The sequence below is a fragment of the Microcoleus pseudofavosus SVA1_A4 genome (genome assembly GCF_036700565.1).
Classification (GTDB): Bacteria; Cyanobacteriota; Cyanobacteriia; order Cyanobacteriales; family Microcoleaceae; genus Microcoleus.
The window spans coordinates 60217-77507 of sequence record NZ_JAUBPE010000014.1 but is presented as its reverse complement, the minus strand read 5'-3'; the positions used below and the strand labels follow the sequence as shown (position 1 = coordinate 77507).

The window sequence follows — 17291 nt, the reverse complement described above, 5'->3', positions numbered from 1 at the left end:
TTGGCAATCCGCAATCCGCAATCCGCTCTACACTAGGGACTAATGACTAATGACTAATAACTATTCTCTATTCCCCATGAACTATGGTTTTTAATTGGTTTCGTCGCCAGTACAGCGAAAGCGAATCTTCGGAAAAAGAAACACCCGAACAGCCCCAAGATGAGAGGGCAAAATCCGCACAGGTTGAGCCTCCAACAGATGCAGCAGCCGACCAAAACTCGGACGCTGTAGCCGAAGATTATCTCAATTGGGCAAAAGCGGCTTACAAAAATATTCAAAAACAGCAGAAACCTGAAGCAGAAGTTGCTGAAACAGCAGAGGCCGAGGTTGCAGCTACCGAAACAGAAGTTGCAGAAGTTGCAGAACCGGCGACTGTTGAAGCAACCGGTACGATCGAACTCGAACCGGCAACCACAGCGCCAACTGTTGCAGAAGTTCCAGAAGTTGCAGAAGCTCCAGTGCTTGAAGCTACCGATGCGACGGAACTCGATGCAGCCAACCCAGTAGAAATTCCCGAAACTCTGCAACCAACAGCCGGGGCGATCGACACTGCACCTATTGCTCGACAATTAGAAGTTACAGCAGAAAATATAGAAATTGCCGAACCTGCAACTGAGGTTGTAGAAACCGAATCACTCGCATCCGAAGGCGAAGTAGCCGAAGCCCTGCCGTTTTGGGCCAGAGCTCAGGCCGATCGCATGGAGCGCATCGAACGCCTCAAAGAAACCGCAATTGAAGAACCAGAGGTAATTGCAGCCGCCGCCGAGAGAGCGGCAATTATCGAAGAAATTCCCGGTTTCGCGTTTGACGAAGGCTTCCTGTGGTCTTCAGAAATCTTAGCCAGTCAAGGCCGCCGCCCCGATCAAGTATCAGTTGAAGAAATCAGTTGGCTGCAAAAACTGCGGAAAGGCTTAGAAAGAACTCGCCGCAGCTTAATTAATCAACTAAAGGCGATCGTCGGTCAAGGCCCGCTCAATCAAGACGCAGTAGCCGAAATTGAGACTTTGCTGCTGCAAGCCGATGTCGGAGTCGCAGCCACCGACATCATTATCAACCGCCTCCAAGAAAGACTCAAACAAGAAGTCTTGCCGCCAGAACAGGCTCTAGCCTACCTCAAAACCATCTTGCGCGACGTTCTCGACGCTCCGACAGCCGCAACCGCCGCCGGCAATCCAGCCTACAGCCTGACATTTGCCCCGGAAAAAGACACCTTCAACATCTGGTTAATTGTAGGAGTCAACGGTGCGGGCAAAACTACGACGATCGGCAAACTTGCCCACATTGCCCAAAAATCCGGCTACAAAACCTTAATTGCCGCCGCCGACACTTTCCGCGCCGCCGCCGTCGAACAAGTGAAAGTTTGGGGCTCCCGCAGCGGGGTCGAAATTATTGCCAACGAGGGGAAAAATACCGATCCGGCTGCTGTCGTGTTTGATGCGATCGCCGCTGCGGGCGCCCGAGGCACTGAACTGCTGATCGTAGACACCGCAGGCCGATTGCAAAACAAAAAAAATCTGATGGACGAATTAAGTAAAATCCGTCGCATTGTAGATAAAAAAGCCCCAGGCGCTACCGTAGAATCTCTACTGGTCTTGGACGCAACACTCGGTCAAAATGGTTTGCGACAGGCAGAAGTTTTCGCAGAATCTGCAAAATTAAGCGGAGTAGTATTGACAAAACTCGACGGTTCTGCTAAAGGTGGTGTTGCCCTAGCAGTAGTGCAGCAGCTCGGTCTGCCCATCCGGTTTATTGGAGTCGGGGAAAGCATCGAAGATTTGCGCCCGTTTTCTAGTTATGAATTTGTGGAAGCCCTGCTCGATTTTAGATTTTAGATTTTAGATTTTAGATGGATGAGGTATCTGTAGCCGTCCCGATTTTGGGAGGCGGATACAAAGCTTCAAAGTCTCAAATCCTTAACCTCAAACTAGCATCGCAGCAAACTACTAAAGAGAAAAAAACCGGGTTTCTGCTCGCTAGTGTGTAATATCGTTTCCCGTTGCATCGGTATTGTTCAAACAGTCAACAGTCAACAGTCAACAATCACTGACGGTGCAACCGGAATTGATATAAGTCCTCAATCAATTTTCTTCCTTCTAAGATCGAAAATCATAAATCTAAAATGACTGCTGTGCCTTTGCCTCGCCCCTCACCTCAACCTGCTGACCGCCCGACGGGTCGCAATTCCACGGACGCGACGCCAGTATTTGCCCTCAAAGAACTGGTGGCGCGCTTGCACCGATACCAGCAAAACGTTCAAGATATGTTGGGTTCGCTCTCGTTTGCCCTGCGCAGTTTTAACAATCTCAACCAATTTTTGGAGTTGGTGCCTTTGGTGGCGACTCGCATTACCGACGCTGACGGGGGAGCTTTAGTGCTGTTCAAACCCAACGGTCAAGTCAGGTTCCAGCAGTTGCACTGTCAGGAAGGACGGCAGTGCCAAGATATGCGAAAAGCGCTAGAAATAGCCACCAGGCAAGCTACAGCAGGTGCGGGCGCGGCAGCAGAATCTTTTTCCGAAACCTCTGGACAAACCTCTAGTCTCGACCTGCAAGTCAGTCGTTATTTGGGCCCGGATGTTCATTTGTTTGGGGCGCCAATTTTAGTCAACAATTTGGAACGCGGACGGCTTTATGTTTTTAGCAGTGACCCGGAATATGTGTGGACTCCCAGCAGACAGAAATTAGTTCGTTTGGTGGCGGATCAAACCGCCGTGGCGATTTGCAAAGACGAACTTAATGTTAAGTTGGCTGAAAAAGAACGCTTAGACAGAGAGTTAGAAATCGGGGCGGAAATTCAATTGCGGCTGCAACCCCGCAGTTGTCCGAAAATTCCCGGTCTTGACGTGGCCGCCCGCTGCCAAACTGCTAACAGAGTCGGCGGAGATTATTATGATTTTATTCCCGCTGACTATGACCCGATCGGCAAAGAGAATGAGGGGGAACACCCCCCATCCCTGATTAAAAATCTCAAGTCCAAAATCGACAAGGGTCGCTGGAGCATCGTGATCGGCGATGTGATGGGCAAAGGAGTGCCGGCTGGCCTGCTGATGACGATGACGCGGGGTATGCTGCGGGCGGAGGTTTTGAACCGTCACTCGCCTTCGAGAATTTTGCAACATTTAAACCGGGTAATGCACGCGGATTTGGAAAATTCCCACCGCTTTGTGACTCTGTTTTATTCGGAGTATGACCCGAAAACTCGCGTTTTGTCTTACAGTAATGCTGCTCACAACCCGCCTTTGCTGTGGCAATCTGCAACTAATTCGATTCTTCGGCTGGATACTTTGGAGGGAATGTTAATTGGTCTGGATGCTGATTCGCACTACCAAGAAGCAAGCGTGCAATTGCAGCCAGGAGATATTATTATTTATTACACAGACGGATTTACTGATGCTGCTAATCAAAGGGGCGATCGGTTTGATGAGGATAATTTGATCTCGGCTTTTCAGTGGGCCTGTCAAAATTATCAGCAGTCTGAAGAAATTTTGGATTATTTGTTCGATCGGGTTCACCAGTTTATCGGCATCGGCAACCGCAATGAAGATGACATGACTCTGGTTGTACTTAGGGTAACACCGACCGCAGGAGAAAATCACCATGATAGTTAATTTAATGCCGGAAATTACTGCTGCATTTACCAGCTCGATTAATTGGAACGATGTCGCTCACCTGTTAGTTTTGAAATCTCATTTGAGTTCGACGGTGCTTTTGGGTCAAAGTTACGAAATTTTTACGAATTTCCAGAAAGCTTGGAACCATTTTGTTTCGAGCGGTCAAATAGCAGCTTTTTTTATAGGTATGTTTATCGGCTGGTTCATTAAGGGGATTATCCCTTAGAGTTCTTGTCGAAGAAGGCATCAGGAAGGGATTTAAAAGGTTTGTACCCAGGGCTTAACTTCTTTCTGATTCAGCACAAGTGTCAAAATTCTGTAGTCAAGACTTCAGTTTTTTATTGTCAATACAGCTATAAAAGTTTGTAGTCAGGAATGCAAGTCCTTTCTTGCAGAATTTGGGAGGTAGGACTTGCATTCTTTACTACAAACCGGAGGAAAGACTTGCATTCTTTACTCCAAAACGGAGGTAGGACTTGCATTCCTTACTAAAAAACGGTTTTTAGAGACTTCTGCAAAAGACATATAATCTAGTTTTAGCTTCAGCAATGACAACACAACAAAAAACTTGGAGTCAAAGATTTGAATCGGCGCTGCACCCGGCGATCGCCAGATTTAATGCTAGTATTGGCTTCGATATTGAATTGATTGAGTACGACTTAACTGGTTCTGTCGCTCACGCTAAAATGCTGGCGAAAACGGGGATTATTTCCGCAGCAGAAGGCGAACAGTTAGTCAATGGTTTGGAACAGATCCGCCGCGAATACCGCCAAGGACTTTTTGTTCCGGGAGTTGAGGCAGAAGACGTTCACTTCGCTGTCGAGAAGCGGCTGACGGATATCGTGGGGGATGCTGGGAAAAAGCTGCACACGGCCCGATCGCGCAACGATCAAGCCGGCACTGATACTCGCTTGTATTTGCGCGATCGCATCGCAGGAATTCGCGAGCAATTGCGGGAATTTCAAGGGGTTTTGCTCGACATTGCCGATCGTAACGTGGAAACTTTAATCCCCGGTTACACGCACTTGCAGCGCGCTCAGCCCATCAGTTTGGCTCATTACCTGTTAGCTTATTTTGAAATGACCGATCGCGATTGGGAACGCCTCGGCGATATCTGCAAGCGGGTGAATGTTTCGCCTTTGGGTTGCGGCGCGCTGGCGGGGACGACTTTCCCGATCGACCGACATTATACGGCAGAACTCTTGCAATTTGACAAGGTTTATGCTAACAGCTTGGATGGAGTGAGCGATCGAGATTTTGCGATCGAATTTCTGGCGGCTAGCAGCTTGATTATGGTACACCTGAGCCGCTTGTCAGAAGAAATGATTTTGTGGTCTTCTCACGAATTTGGATTTATTACGCTCAAAGATAGCTGCGCTACGGGTTCTAGCATCATGCCCCAGAAAAAAAATCCCGACGTGCCGGAGTTGGTGCGGGGCAAAGCGGGGCGGGTGTTCGGTAACTTGCAAGCCTTGTTGGTAGTAGTGAAGGGACTTCCTTTGGCCTACAACAAAGATTTACAAGAAGATAAAGAAGCTTTGTTTGATACCGTGAGAACAGTACAGGGTTGCTTGGAAGCAATGACCATTTTGTTGCGCGAAGGAATCGAGTTTAATGGCGATCGCCTCGCCGCAGCAGTTACGGAAGACTTTTCTAACGCTACAGACGTAGCCGACTACTTGGCCGCCAAAGGCGTTCCCTTCCGGGAAGCTTACAACCTTGTCGGCAAAGTTGTCAAAACTTGCCTTTCGGGGGGCAAACTCCTCAAAGATTTGACACTTGAGGAGTGGAAAGACTTGCACCCTGCGTTTGAGACAGACATTTACAGCGCGATCGCACCTCAGCAAGTGGTGGCGGCTCGCAATAGTTACGGGGGTACCGGGTTTGAACAAGTGAGAAAATCACTTATCGCTGCGCGCGATCGGATCGCCTAAACATCGTTGAATTCTTGGACAAATTCCCGCTGGCTATCTCTCCTTAGAACGATCGTGTTTTCCACTCTGGTTCTAAGTTCTACAGATAGCCTCAGCAATTAATCTTCAGCAGCAGCCATGTCTTTGTCTCTGCCGCCACCGCTCATGGCGCCCATGCCACCGCCGTTACCGCCGTCAAATCGTCTTCTCTTGTTGGAGAACATATCTTGATTTCTCCGCTTGCGAAACTTGCGAGCGTATGCTTGATTTCGTTGTGCCTTCTCTTTCTTGAGATTGCGGCGCTTAGCCATTCTGACCTCACTAATAAACATTGACAGTCCCCGGGCTTTCACGCCCGGGGATTCTTAAGTTTGACACTCTGTGCACTCTTGGTGACTGAGATTCTTGGTTCAGCGAAGTCACTTGCTTGTGACAGGATTTCTCCAGCCAAAATATAGGTGTCTTCTCCCCAAGCGTTAATTCCGGTATGCCCTACCGTACTCGATCAGTTCTCTTTATGTAGTTAGGTTTTCTTCAAATTTAGCTTTCCTAAACCGCAACACCGTTAGGTGAGACTACGCACTCAACTAATCCAGTTAAGTTTTTACGTTGGCTAGTTATACTCAATTTTAGACCGATGACGATCATAGCACACCCGGTACAAGACCCAGAAAAAAGAACACGGGGATTCAAGTCGCTGGGAATCCGGGCCCGATGGGACGCAATCTTTTCGCTCTTCCAGAAGATTTCTATAAACTATTGACAAAAATACGACCAATGACGATCGATCCCGGTGACGTAGCTCCTGTCTTCCGCCTGCCCGACGCGCAAGGCAATGTCGTCAGCCTTGCAGATTTTCGAGGGCGGCGATTTGTACTTTACTTTTACCCTCGGGACAATACCCCTGGCTGTACCAAAGAAGCTTGTGGCTTTCGCGACATTTACTCACACTACGAGTCGCGCAATATTGCAGTCCTCGGCGTCAGCACAGACGGGGCCGGGTCCCACGCCAAGTTTGCAGCTAAATATCAACTGCCTTTTCCCTTGCTGTGCGACTCAAACGCCGAAGTTGCTACCGCCTACGGCTGTTACGGACTCAAAAAGTTTATGGGAAAAGAATTTATGGGAATTACTCGATCGACTTTCGCGATCGACCCTGATGGTAGGATTGAAAAGGTTTATCGGAAAGTCAAACCAGAAACTCACGCGGCGGAGATTTTAGCAGACTTGCCAGACCTCTAGACTCAATCAAAAATTAAAAATTAAGACTTTTGATCTCGCAGCTCGGAAACCTGAAATTACTTTTCCCTAAACAAGCTTTTGAGTTTATGCGTCGATTGTGGCAAATTGTACAAACTTTACTGGGACTGATTTTTCGACATCCCGTCACTGGTACTGCGGTGATTCCCGTATTGCCTGACGGGCGAATTGTGTTAATTCGCCGCCGCGACAACGGTCGCTGGGGACTGCCGGGAGGTATGGTGGATTGGGGAGAGGATATTCCGACGACAGTGCGCCGGGAATTAGCGGAGGAAACAGGACTCGATTTAGTCAAAATCCGCCGCTTGGTGGGTGTTTATTCGGCTGCCGATCGAGACCCTCGCCTGCACTCGATTTGTATCGTGGTGGCAGCAGAGGTAGAGGGAAAGATGCAAGTTCAGGATACGCTTGAAGTCAGCGAGGTTGAGGCTTTTTTGCCCGCATCGCTGCCGGAGGGCGAGCTCAGCCACGATAACGACCAACACTTACAGGACTATTTTCAAGGCCTGACAACTTTGGCGTAAATCGGCGGGGCATCCAAATTTGAGAAAAGTCGGAAATTACCTCGCCGTCAAAAGTTGTCTGTTATTACTGTGGAATTAATTTTTAATGTTTTCCTACTTTAATTCACAAACTCTGAACATTAAATTAATCATCTTTTTATTACTGAATATTTAACCGGATGTACTCATCGCTACGCAATTCTCGGGTCAAACTCTCTGTAGGGCAAATCTTCTGGCACGAAGTCGGTCAAGGCCCGAATTTAGTATTTTTGCACGGTTCTTGGTATGACAGCAGTCAGTGGCTGAGGACGATCGAACATTTGAGCCCCTACTACCAATGCTTCGCACCGGATTTGCTGGGTTTTGGCGACTCGGAACGCCCGAAAATTCATTATTCGATCGACCTGGAAGTAGAATGTCTCGCCCAATACCTCGATACTTTGAAGCTGGCAGAGGTTTATTTAATCGGTCACTCTGTGGGCGGCTGGGTGGCCGCCAGCTACGCGATCAAATATCCCGATCGAGTTCGGGGTTTGGTGTTGCTGGCCCCAGAAGGAGTCAAGGTTGGCAACCGGCGGGGGCGGTGGCAGACTGCTAACTGGCTGATCGGCCAACCTCCGCTGGCTTTCTGGTTGCTGCGATCGATCTCTCCATTTGCTAAGTTGCTGGGTAGCCAAAACAAGATTGACGGACTGCTAAAGTTCAGACAGCAGTTGATTCAGTCCACAGTTGCCGTGCAGTTGCTGTTCCGGCGGCGGCAGGCCGAAATTACAGCGGAATTAGTTGATGAGAATTTGCCTTTGCTGAAAGCGCCTGTTTTGCTTTTGCACGGTTCTGAAGATACGCCCGCAGCTTCGTCTCTGTGTCAATCCTATGCTGCTCTGGCTCCTAATGCCGAACAGCAATTTGTCAGTCCGGGGGAAAGTAATTTGCCGCAGGAAGTCCCGGATATTGTTGCTAAGTATATTCGGGAATTTGCTAAGTAAATTGGGAATTGGGAATGGGTAATTGGTAACAGTCAACAGTCAACAGTCAACAGTCAACAGTCAACAGTTAACAGCCTAATTCCCCAAAAAATAGCCTCTGGTGCGTCAATTAAGTGTGCGGCTGTATCGGGAAAAGCTGAGGCGAGATATTGCAGTAGCAAAGTTCGATCGCCCCCCGTGAGTGCAATTTTGCTATCAGGAAACAAACACCGCCAATCTTCAATAAAATCCCTAACTCCTGCCACCGTCGCATACACAACTCCGCTTTGAATTGCCGCAGCAGTGTCTTTCGCCCAGCGATGCGGCAGATTTTCTGGTAAGCTGATTAAGGGTAATGCAGCGGTTTTTTTACCGAGCGACGATAACTGCAAACCCAAACCCGGTAAGATTGCGCCCCCAACTAAATACCTATTGACATCAGCCCCAGTAAATGTTAAAGCTGTACCAGCATCTATAAGTAAAACTGGCCAACCGAATTGGTTGCCAGCACCGAGTAAAGTCAAAGCTCTGTCAATTCCCAGGGTAGGATAGAGTCCCCCGATCGGCAACTGGTCTAAAGTAATAATCCGCACATCTGGATAACTCTGCCAAATTGCTGTTTGCTGGGGAACAACTGAGGCTAAAACTAGAGGCAGGGGCATTAAAGAAAGTGTGTGAGGGCTAGAAAAAGCGGGAGTAGCAGGAAGACAAAGGAGATTTTGAGAAGATATTTCCTCGATCGACCTCATTACTGTTTGTACCAAATATTCGGCTTTTTCCGGCTCTGAGACCCGGGAAACAGCATCAGCATTGAGATGCTCTGTATCCCATGTTTTCTTCAGGGTTTTGCCTGCAAATAATCCCCAGTGCAGCCGCGAATTGCCGATCGACAAAGCTATTTTAATCTGACCTTTACCTGTCAATTCATAGGTAAGGTTGTCGGTGCAATCTTGCGGGCGAAAATTGTCAGCAATTGATTTTTCCATGATGATCGAACGCGCAAATATTGAACTAAAGATAGATGTTAGATTAATTTTATTCGCTTAACCGCGCGGTTAATTTTATTTGACATCCGACCAAGTTCAATGGGGCGCGCCAATTAGTATTGTCGGCAGCAGAGCGCATACTTTATATTTATAAATATTTGTAAAGCAAATAATTGCTATGCTCAGGCTGCATCCTTTATAATGTCTTAAGATATTCCAAAAGTCCTGGTAGCTGCGATCGGGCTCTTGGCGGGGTAAGCACAGGTCGAAAAGACCAGGCTCAATCAAAATACTGTACAAATGCTGAGTAAATATGTCTTTAAAAATACAAGAACACGAAAACCCCTGGCAGAGAGTAACTTCGCGGTTGCCTGAACCTGAAAAGTGGAGGCAGGAAGAAAGTCTTTCGCTGCCGGAAGTAGACCAACAAAAAGCCCTAATCGTGCAGATGCAGCAGCAAGTTCAGTTATCAAACTTGCTGAACCAAATTAATAACGAAATTCGCAGTACACTTGACATTGAAGAAATTTTGACATCGGCCTGCCGATTGCTGGGGCAAGCGCTACAGTCCAGCCGCGCGAGCATTTTAGTCAAAGAATCAAATACAGAAAAAACTTTAGTCACGCGGGGAGAGTACAACGCGGGGGACTATCCGATCCAACTGGGCATGAAAGTACCGATAACTGACAACCCGCATTTGGCTGCAGTCGTGTCTCAGCAAGAGTCGCTAGCAGTGACGAAGTTTCTCGATTTTCCGGGATTGAACGAACAAACCCGAAAGATTGCCGAAGCTTTGGAGATTAAGTCAATGCTGGCAGTAGCTACTCGCTATCAAGGTGAAGTGAATGGCATAATTGGCTTGCATCAGTGCGATCGCGAACGGGAATGGACTGATTGGGAACGGCAGCTTTTAGAAGGGGTAGGATCGCAATTGGCGATCGCGATCAATCAAGCCAAACTCTACAGCAAAACGCGCCGCCAAGCTGAACGAGAATCGCTGCTGCGGCTAATCGTCACCCAAATTCGCAGTACCCTGGATCTGGGAACTATCCTGGAAACAGCGGTGAGGGAAGTCCGCCAACTGTTGCAGTGCGATCGAGTAATTATCTACCAGTTTGAAGACAACTGGCAGGGAAAAGTTGTCGTTGAAGACATGACGGTTCCTTGGCCTTCAATTTTAGGAGATATGGGGGCAGATAAGTGTTTCCGGGGAGATTACGCCGATCTTTACCAGCAAGGGCGAGTCAAAGCAATTAATGATATTTTTAATGCCGGTTTAGAACCTTGCCACGTTGAGTTCTTAGACAGTTTGCAGGTAAAAGCTAATCTGATCGTGCCGATTGTTACGTCGAGAAGCGAAGACAATTCACTCCCTACAGCCGGAAGTTGTAATTTAAAATTTCCAGGTAAACTGTGGGGTTTGCTGATTGCTCACGAGTGCGGGGATACCCGCAATTGGGAGTCGCAAGAAATGGAGTTGCTGTCGCAGCTAGCAGACCAAATGGCGATCGCCATTCAGCAAGCAGAACTTTACAGCAAAGTCCGAGAAGCTGCGGTAAAATCTCAAGCTCAAACCCAGCAATTGCAAGCAGCGTTCCAAGAATTGCGATCGACACAGCAGCAATTGATTCAAAGCGAAAAAATGTCTGGTTTGGGGCAAATGGTAGCGGGAATTGCTCACGAAATTAACAACGCCAACAATTTTATCCACGCTAACTTGTTTCACGCTCAAGAATATTTTAAATCCTTGAACGAAGCTCTAGAACTTGTCGAAAATGCCTGCCCAGAAGCAGCGGAGGCAATTGTCAGAATCAATGAAGAACTAGAACTGGATTACATTCGAGAAGACTTTGGTAAACTGCTCAATTCAATGCGGGAAGGAAGCGGGAGGATTCGCTCGATCGTGATGACGCTGCGAAATTTTTCTCGTTTAGACCACGCTGAATTAAAACCGGTAGATTTGAATGAAGGTTTAGAAAGCAGTTTTTTGATGCTGCAAAATAAGCTAAAAACCCATATCAAAATTGACAAGCAATACGGCCGTTTGCCACCCGTCCAATGTCATGCCAGTCAAATCAACCAAGTATTTTATAATTTGATTGACAATGCTTTAGATGCGCTCCAGTCACCCCTCAAACCGGGGGAATTAACCATCCGCAGTTGGCAAAGCGATCCAGAGTGGGTAACAATCTCTATCCGCGACACGGGAACGGGCATTCCTGCGGAAATTCAAGACAAGATTTTTGACCCATTTTTTACTACTAAACCTGTGGGGAAAGGCACTGGTTTGGGACTTTCAGTGTGCTATCAAGTGATTGTTCAAGCTCACGGCGGCCGGATTAACTGTGTCAGTCAGATGGGTGGAGGAACTGAGTTGATTGTAGAGTTGCCGCTGACAAATCAGAGGGTAGGTTTATAATTCCTGCTTCTTATTTATCCAATTGCTGCTGATAGGCACTGTGGTTGTTGGACACTGCGGTAAAACAACCACAAACGTTTCACGTCAATGGTTTGGGGATTTTGGGAGATGTCTGATGAATCAACTCACTCCTCATATAGAACCCATTTGACATCTTGAGGGCGATCGTCAATCACATTACGGATCGGCAATAAACTTGGTTTTTTACCGATCGCATTTTTAATGGAATCAGATTTACAGCGTATTCCAGGTTTGTGAAGTGTAGGGACACGGCAGTACCGTGTCCCTACGGAGAAGCTCGCGATAGGCGGGTGTACTTCATAAATGTGGAATCTGCTGTAACTTACGCCCGAACTTCAATTTTCAGGAATTCCCAACAGGATTATGCTTAGAGATATAAATTATTCAGTATTTTTACTGACGCTTTGTCTCTCCTGATTTACTTTTGTCCGCTGAAGTGTACGCGGCCCGTTGGGGTGCGGAATGTGGGATTTAAGCTCTCCTCTACAGATGTGAAAAACCCGCTTTTTATAGGGATGAAAAAATTCTCGGAAATTTTTCCGGAGCAACGTTATTGATGATGAAAGTAAATAATAAGCATCTTTATAAGTAGGTGCAAGTAATTACACTCAATATTTAATCAGGGACAATAAAGCCTTCAACTGCTTATTGGGCAAGCATTTTGGAAGTATAAGCATTTTTACTTGATTTACCTGCACGTACTTACGACGAAATTTTTCTTGCAGTGACCGATCGCTATAAAGAAAGCCCAACCTTTAGTTTTCAGTTACTTCTAATCCTTAATCACTCATCATCAAAAGAGAAACTATGGCTACTTTCACTGGTTCTTTGGGTCAAAGCACTAATTACAGCGTCATCGATGACCTGATTGCAAAATGGGCTACCGCCTCCCAGAATCAAGGTATCAAACTGTCTGGGATAGCTGTTGATGGCGGCGAAACTGACTACCTTAACCCTACTACGATCGGCAACCTCACTTTGGCAACGAACCAAAACCCTAAAAGCTGGTTAAGTTACGGCAGTACCGGTGGTATTGGTGTCCCATCTGCTTATGATGGTTGGTTCACTGATGTCAATAAAGTGCGGGCGGAAATCAACTATGACCCCAACACCGATCAATCTCAGGCGCTGAAGGTGAAATGGGCGGATAACAAAGACGTGACTAGCGCCACGATCGACCTAAGTTCATTGAGCGTCAAAACAGCTCCTGGAGCGGGCGATCAAGGCAATGAAGTTGGTTTGCTGCAAATCTTCAATAATGGGGTTTTGGTACCGGCTACCAATTTTACGATTACTCGCCTCAACGCTCCGAGCGCTCAAAAACCCCTGTCTGTGTCTTCAAATGGAGTGACTTTTACTGCCGATCGTGCCGATGGCAATTTCCAATTCAAGGTAGAAGCAAATCCTCTCAGCGGCGCTGCTTTTGACGAACTGCGGTTCTCTGCCAAAGCCTACGATAGCCCCACCGCTGCCTACCTAAACACCTCCTTCAAAAACGATAGTTCCGACTACCTAGTGCGGAGTATTCAATATCAAGGCAATGATGTGACGCCAACGCCGACGCCAACGCCGACGCCAACGCCGACACCTGCAAGTATCTTCCAGTTCCAGCAAGGAAGTTACACAGTGAATGAAGGCGGCGTGGCTACGATTAACGTTATTCGCACAGGTGGTACGGCGGCTGCATCGATTAACTACGCTACTGTTGACGGTTCCGCAAATGCTTCTGGGACATCACCCGATTACACTTTGGCGGCGGGGGCGTTGAATTTTGCTGCGGGGCAAACTAGCGCTAGTTTCACAGTGACTTCTTTGAACGATTTGATTTTTGAATCGCCGGAAACTGTGAATTTGGTGCTTAGCGGTGGCAATGTGGGCAGTAATCCGTCTATTTTGACGATTAATAATGTCGCGCCAACTCCGACGCCGCCTACACCGACTCCGACACCCGGTCAAAACACGTTTTTCTTCAGTGCGGCTGCTTACAGCGTCAACGAGGGTAGCACTGCGCCGATTACGATTAATCGCGCTGGGGATCTTTCGATAGGGGCTACGATTTCGTTCAGCACTGGTAATGGTACTGCTCAGGGTGGGGGCACTGCACCAGATTACACCCGTGTGAATAATCAAGCGGTCACTTTTGCGCCCGGACAAGCTAGCGCACAAGTTCCAGTTCAAACTTTATTTGACAGCCGCATAGAGTCTACTGAAACTGTGAATTTGTTCTTGAGCGGCGGTACTTTGGCTAGTCCATCAACGGCGGTTTTGAGTATTGTTGACTCTACTGTTGCGCCTCCGACTTTCTTCTCTTACGGTTCGTCTCCTGGTTCTATTGCTGATAATAGTTCTGGAACTTTCACGATTAATCGGACTGGCAATACTTCGGGTTCGGCTTCGATCGACTTTTTGATTGCTGCCCCTGGTGGCCGTCAACCTGTGAACAACGTGGACTACAATATTATCAATCCATCTGGTGGTGTGACTCCTTCTGGTGGAACGGTCAACTTTAATCCCGGTCAAACTAGCGTTACTCTGACGATGAACAATCCTCTTGGTTTGAGTCGTGGGGTGGTGAATTTAGGCTTTGGTGCGGGTCCGATCGGCGCTCCGGCATCGACTGCAATTACTCTGCTTTAAGGCTGTTAGTAGGGCGAGGAATCCTTGCTCTACTAATGTATTCCAGGTTGGTAGGGACACGGCAATGCCGTGTCCCTACGGAGGATATATATCTGGGGTGTATTTCATAAGCCAGGAATCTGCTGTATGTCCCGCAATTAGTTAAATGCTTTTTGTCAGTCTGGCTCATCACTACAGCTTTTTTCAAGCGTTGTGAAGTACGCGGGTAAAATCTTCGCTAGCTTAAGTGCAGCGAGCATTGTCGCCGATCCAATTACTGACTTTCGATCGAAAGAGTGCGATCGGTGGTATCCCGGTACAGGATTCCAGCTTGGTGGTTCAGCGCTGGGAACAGTGGATACGAGCAATTTCATCACCAACTATTTCAATGGGATGGCAATTTCACATTCAATTTCACAGTCGGTATATTTTGGGCAGTTTTTAGTTCCCACCACTCCTCTACTCGCTGTTGCCACTGTCCTAATTGCCAACTCAAATTAGTTTTCTCAAAGGAACTTTCAGACATAGCTTTACATCAATGAGTCGATTGTTGCTTGTGGATTGGGATTTTTTTTATTCTATCATTATCCCCAGCTCCCCGACTGATTAAAGAAATCGGGGATAAGATAGCGCGATCGCCTTTGACGTTTGATTAGGTTGACTTAAATGCCGAGTTATTGTCGCTAATCCAAATCGCCGCGCGATCGAGCATCGCATTTGACTGATAGTCTTCCAAAGGGGCGATCGCCTAACCGCTCAAACTCATTTTTAATACCACAGAGATAAGTTTTTTGTCAACTGTCTATCGACCAAAAATTGATTTTATTGAATTTTCCTTCTTCCTCCAATCCGTTACATCCCGATTCAGTGCGCGTTGCCGAACTGCCTTATGCCATAACTTTTGGGATACTTAACAGCCTCATAAGAAATTTTATAAAGATTTACAAAAAAAACGTGTCAGAATGAAGACAATAAGGTAATGGGTAAAAAGACAAGGAGGCACTGATGGTAGCGCTGACTGAACGAGTCCAACGCAGATTGACGGTGGAAAAAGTCGAAATTGCCCCTGACACAACGGCAATTCGATGCCTGGACTGGGATAGAGACCGCTTTGACATCGAATTCGGGCTCAAAAACGGTACAACTTACAACTCATTCATCATTCGCGGCGAAAAAACTGCCCTCGTCGATACCTCGCACGAGAAGTTTCGCCAGCAGTACATGGAAACTCTGACGGGCGAAATTGACCCGAAAGAGATTGACTATCTAATTATCAGCCACACCGAACCAGACCACAGCGGTTTAGTCAAAGACGTGCTGGCTTTGGCACCCCAAGCGATTGTTGTCGGCGCGAAAGTAGCAATTCAATTTTTAGAAAATCTTGTACACCAACCATTTGAACGATTGGTAGTCAAAAATGGGGACAAACTAGATTTAGGAAACGGTCACATTATCGAATTCGTATCGGCGCCGAACTTGCACTGGCCCGATACTATTTTCAGCTACGACAGCAAAACTCAAGTGCTGTTCACCTGCGATGCTTTCGGGATGCACTACTGTTCCGATAGCACCTATGATGACGATTTAGCTGCGGTTGAGGAAGATTATCACTTTTATTATGAATGCTTGATGGGCCCTAATGCTCGATCGGTACTCAGTGCAATGAAGCGGATGGCCGAGTTGGGAGAAATCAGTACAGTGGCAACCGGTCACGGGCCGCTGCTCAGGTACAATGTGGTGGAACTTACGGGACGTTACAAAAAGTGGAGTCAAGCGCAAGCTAAGGCAGAAACCACGGTAGCGGTATTTTACACTTCTGATTACGGATTTAGCGATCGGCTCAGTCAGGCGATCGCCCACGGTATCACCAAAACCGGTGTCGCTGTGGAAATGATGGATTTGAGAATCGCCGATTTCCAAGAAGTCCGGGAACTTGTCGGTACTGCTGCGGGGATCGTGATTTGTTCGCCGCCGAGTAACGGCGCGGCGGCGGAGAATGCCGAAGCTGCTATCAACACAATTTTAGTTGCAGCTAACAACAAACAATCCTTCGGTTTGTGCGAATCCGGCGGCGGCGATGACGTATCTATTTACCCGCTGAGAAACAAGTTCAAAGAGTTGGGTTTAAAAGAAGCATTTCCCAACATTTTAATTAAAGAAACGCCGACGGAACCGATTTATCAACTTTGCGACGAAGCCGGCACTGACTTGGGACAGTGGCTGACGCGGGACAAGGCTGTCAAACAGATGAAATCTCTCGACAGCGACCTCGATAAAGCTTTGGGACGCATCAGCGGCGGACTGTACATCATTACCGCTCAAAAAGGCGAGGTTAGCGGTGCGATGCTGGCTTCTTGGGTGACGCAAGCCAGCTTTAAACCGCTGGGTTTAACAATAGCAGTTGCGAAGGATCGGGCGATCGAATCGATGATGCACGCGGGAGATAAATTTGTTCTCAACGTGCTGGAAGAAGGCAATTATCAAACCTTGATGAGGCACTTTTTGAAGCGTTTTGCTCCTGGTGCCGATCGATTTGCCGGAGTTAAAACTCAACCAGCAACCAACGGTTCTCCGATTCTGACAGAGGCTTTGGCTTACATGGAGTGCGAAGTAGTCAGCCGGATGGAACTTTCGGACCATCATATCGTATATGCGATCGTCGATAGCGGCCGCGTATCCAATCCCGATGCACTGCCGGCCGTTCACCACCGCAAAGTCGGAAATCACTATTAGGCAGTCAGTTGACGGTTGACAGTTGACTGTTGTCAGTTGACAGTTGACTGTTGGCAGTTGTCAGGTGCAAGAGGGAAATTCAACGATATATCGATTGACTGTCTGAGTCAACACACCCCAAACGTATTAGTAAGGTGCGTCAGCCGATGTTTTATACGACTTCATCATCGACTATCTACTGACGCACCCTACAATTACAGGCCAAGACGCAACTGGTTACGCAAAAACTCTCAACGTTGGGTGCTTGTGGCGCACCTTACCGGGT

At 47.5% G+C, this 17291-nt stretch carries 14 protein-coding genes; 10 read left to right on the top strand and 4 right to left on the bottom strand.

The window, feature by feature from the left end; all coding sequences use genetic code 11:
- Positions 1-83 precede the first annotated feature (83 nt).
- The 4 genes from ftsY to argH all read left to right on the top strand — a co-directional run bounded on the left by ftsY (position 84) and on the right by argH (position 5544).
- Entirely contained in the window at positions 84-1832 is a 1749-nt protein-coding gene (gene ftsY / locus QUA02_RS08785) for a signal recognition particle-docking protein FtsY (protein WP_333026755.1), read from the top strand.
- A 287-nt stretch (positions 1833-2119) separates the two neighbouring features.
- Positions 2120-3607: a GAF domain-containing SpoIIE family protein phosphatase gene (locus tag QUA02_RS08780; protein WP_333026754.1), complete on the top strand. Its 1488-nt coding sequence runs from the start codon at positions 2120-2122 to the stop codon at positions 3605-3607.
- Positions 3597-3836 carry a hypothetical protein gene (locus tag QUA02_RS08775; RefSeq protein WP_333026752.1) on the top strand — a complete coding sequence of 80 codons (240 nt, stop codon included), beginning with the start codon at positions 3597-3599 and terminating at the stop codon, positions 3834-3836. The genes QUA02_RS08780 and QUA02_RS08775 overlap by 11 nt, the downstream gene beginning before the upstream one ends.
- A gap of 322 nt (positions 3837-4158) precedes the next feature.
- Complete coding sequence (argH, locus tag QUA02_RS08770) at positions 4159-5544, top strand: argininosuccinate lyase (RefSeq protein ID WP_333026751.1); 1386 nt, start codon at positions 4159-4161, stop codon at positions 5542-5544.
- Positions 5545-5642: 98 nt separating this feature from the next.
- On the opposite strand, the gene QUA02_RS08765 is transcribed toward argH, so the two are convergent.
- Complete coding sequence (locus QUA02_RS08765; protein ID WP_190738786.1) at positions 5643-5834, bottom strand: Asl3888 family RNA-binding protein; 192 nt, start codon at positions 5832-5834, stop codon at positions 5643-5645.
- Positions 5835-6300: 466 nt separating this feature from the next.
- Between QUA02_RS08765 and bcp the strand changes: the two genes are divergently transcribed.
- The 3 genes from bcp (at position 6301) to QUA02_RS08750 (ending at position 8272) form a co-directional block, all read left to right on the top strand.
- Positions 6301-6765, top strand: a complete 465-nt coding sequence (gene bcp, locus QUA02_RS08760; RefSeq protein WP_333026749.1) for a thioredoxin-dependent thiol peroxidase — start codon at positions 6301-6303, stop codon at positions 6763-6765.
- A gap of 86 nt (positions 6766-6851) precedes the next feature.
- A complete protein-coding gene (locus QUA02_RS08755; RefSeq protein WP_333026747.1) occupies positions 6852-7307 on the top strand; it encodes an NUDIX domain-containing protein in 456 nt (151 codons plus the stop codon).
- Between the two features lie 158 nt (positions 7308-7465).
- Positions 7466-8272, top strand: coding sequence for an alpha/beta fold hydrolase (locus QUA02_RS08750; protein ID WP_333026746.1), 807 nt, complete (start codon positions 7466-7468; stop codon positions 8270-8272).
- A gap of 53 nt (positions 8273-8325) precedes the next feature.
- On the opposite strand, the gene QUA02_RS08745 is transcribed toward QUA02_RS08750, so the two are convergent.
- Positions 8326-9237, bottom strand: coding sequence for a pantothenate kinase (locus QUA02_RS08745; RefSeq protein ID WP_333026745.1), 912 nt, complete (start codon positions 9235-9237; stop codon positions 8326-8328).
- 313 nt (positions 9238-9550) lie between these two features.
- On the opposite strand from QUA02_RS08745, the gene QUA02_RS08740 reads away from it, so the two are divergent.
- The gene (locus QUA02_RS08740; RefSeq protein ID WP_333026744.1) at positions 9551-11656 is read left to right on the top strand and encodes a GAF domain-containing sensor histidine kinase; all 2106 of its coding nucleotides are present in this window, start codon (positions 9551-9553) and stop codon (positions 11654-11656) included.
- An 828-nt stretch (positions 11657-12484) separates the two neighbouring features.
- On the top strand, positions 12485-14314 hold the full coding sequence (locus QUA02_RS08735) for a Calx-beta domain-containing protein (RefSeq protein ID WP_333026743.1): 1830 nt from the start codon (positions 12485-12487) through the stop codon (positions 14312-14314).
- 155 nt (positions 14315-14469) lie between these two features.
- On the opposite strand, the gene QUA02_RS08730 is transcribed toward QUA02_RS08735, so the two are convergent.
- Together QUA02_RS08730 and QUA02_RS08725 are read right to left on the bottom strand one after the other, a co-directional pair.
- The gene (locus QUA02_RS08730; protein ID WP_333026742.1) at positions 14470-14667 is read right to left on the bottom strand and encodes a hypothetical protein; all 198 of its coding nucleotides are present in this window, start codon (positions 14665-14667) and stop codon (positions 14470-14472) included.
- A gap of 11 nt (positions 14668-14678) precedes the next feature.
- A complete protein-coding gene (locus tag QUA02_RS08725; RefSeq protein ID WP_333026741.1) occupies positions 14679-14819 on the bottom strand; it encodes a hypothetical protein in 141 nt (46 codons plus the stop codon).
- Between the two features lie 479 nt (positions 14820-15298).
- On the opposite strand from QUA02_RS08725, the gene QUA02_RS08720 reads away from it, so the two are divergent.
- Complete coding sequence (locus QUA02_RS08720; protein WP_333026740.1) at positions 15299-17026, top strand: diflavin flavoprotein; 1728 nt, start codon at positions 15299-15301, stop codon at positions 17024-17026.
- Positions 17027-17291: the final 265 nt, after the last annotated feature.

Excerpts from the sequence above, each read along its gene's own strand:
- ftsY (WP_333026755.1), top strand. The coding sequence starts at position 84 with ATGGTTTTTAATTGGTTTCGTCGCCAGTACAGCGAAAGCGAATCTTCG.
- QUA02_RS08780 (WP_333026754.1), top strand. The coding sequence starts at position 2,120 with ATGACTGCTGTGCCTTTGCCTCGCCCCTCACCTCAACCTGCTGACCGC.
- QUA02_RS08775 (WP_333026752.1), top strand. The coding sequence starts at position 3,597 with ATGATAGTTAATTTAATGCCGGAAATTACTGCTGCATTTACCAGCTCG.
- argH (WP_333026751.1), top strand. The coding sequence starts at position 4,159 with ATGACAACACAACAAAAAACTTGGAGTCAAAGATTTGAATCGGCGCTG.
- QUA02_RS08765 (WP_190738786.1), bottom strand. The coding sequence starts at position 5,834 with ATGGCTAAGCGCCGCAATCTCAAGAAAGAGAAGGCACAACGAAATCAA.
- bcp (WP_333026749.1), top strand. The coding sequence starts at position 6,301 with ATGACGATCGATCCCGGTGACGTAGCTCCTGTCTTCCGCCTGCCCGAC.
- QUA02_RS08755 (WP_333026747.1), top strand. The coding sequence starts at position 6,852 with ATGCGTCGATTGTGGCAAATTGTACAAACTTTACTGGGACTGATTTTT.
- QUA02_RS08750 (WP_333026746.1), top strand. The coding sequence starts at position 7,466 with ATGTACTCATCGCTACGCAATTCTCGGGTCAAACTCTCTGTAGGGCAA.
- QUA02_RS08745 (WP_333026745.1), bottom strand. The coding sequence starts at position 9,237 with ATGGAAAAATCAATTGCTGACAATTTTCGCCCGCAAGATTGCACCGAC.
- QUA02_RS08740 (WP_333026744.1), top strand. The coding sequence starts at position 9,551 with ATGTCTTTAAAAATACAAGAACACGAAAACCCCTGGCAGAGAGTAACT.
- QUA02_RS08735 (WP_333026743.1), top strand. The coding sequence starts at position 12,485 with ATGGCTACTTTCACTGGTTCTTTGGGTCAAAGCACTAATTACAGCGTC.
- QUA02_RS08730 (WP_333026742.1), bottom strand. The coding sequence starts at position 14,667 with ATGAAATTGCTCGTATCCACTGTTCCCAGCGCTGAACCACCAAGCTGG.
- QUA02_RS08725 (WP_333026741.1), bottom strand. The coding sequence starts at position 14,819 with ATGTCTGAAAGTTCCTTTGAGAAAACTAATTTGAGTTGGCAATTAGGA.
- QUA02_RS08720 (WP_333026740.1), top strand. The coding sequence starts at position 15,299 with ATGGTAGCGCTGACTGAACGAGTCCAACGCAGATTGACGGTGGAAAAA.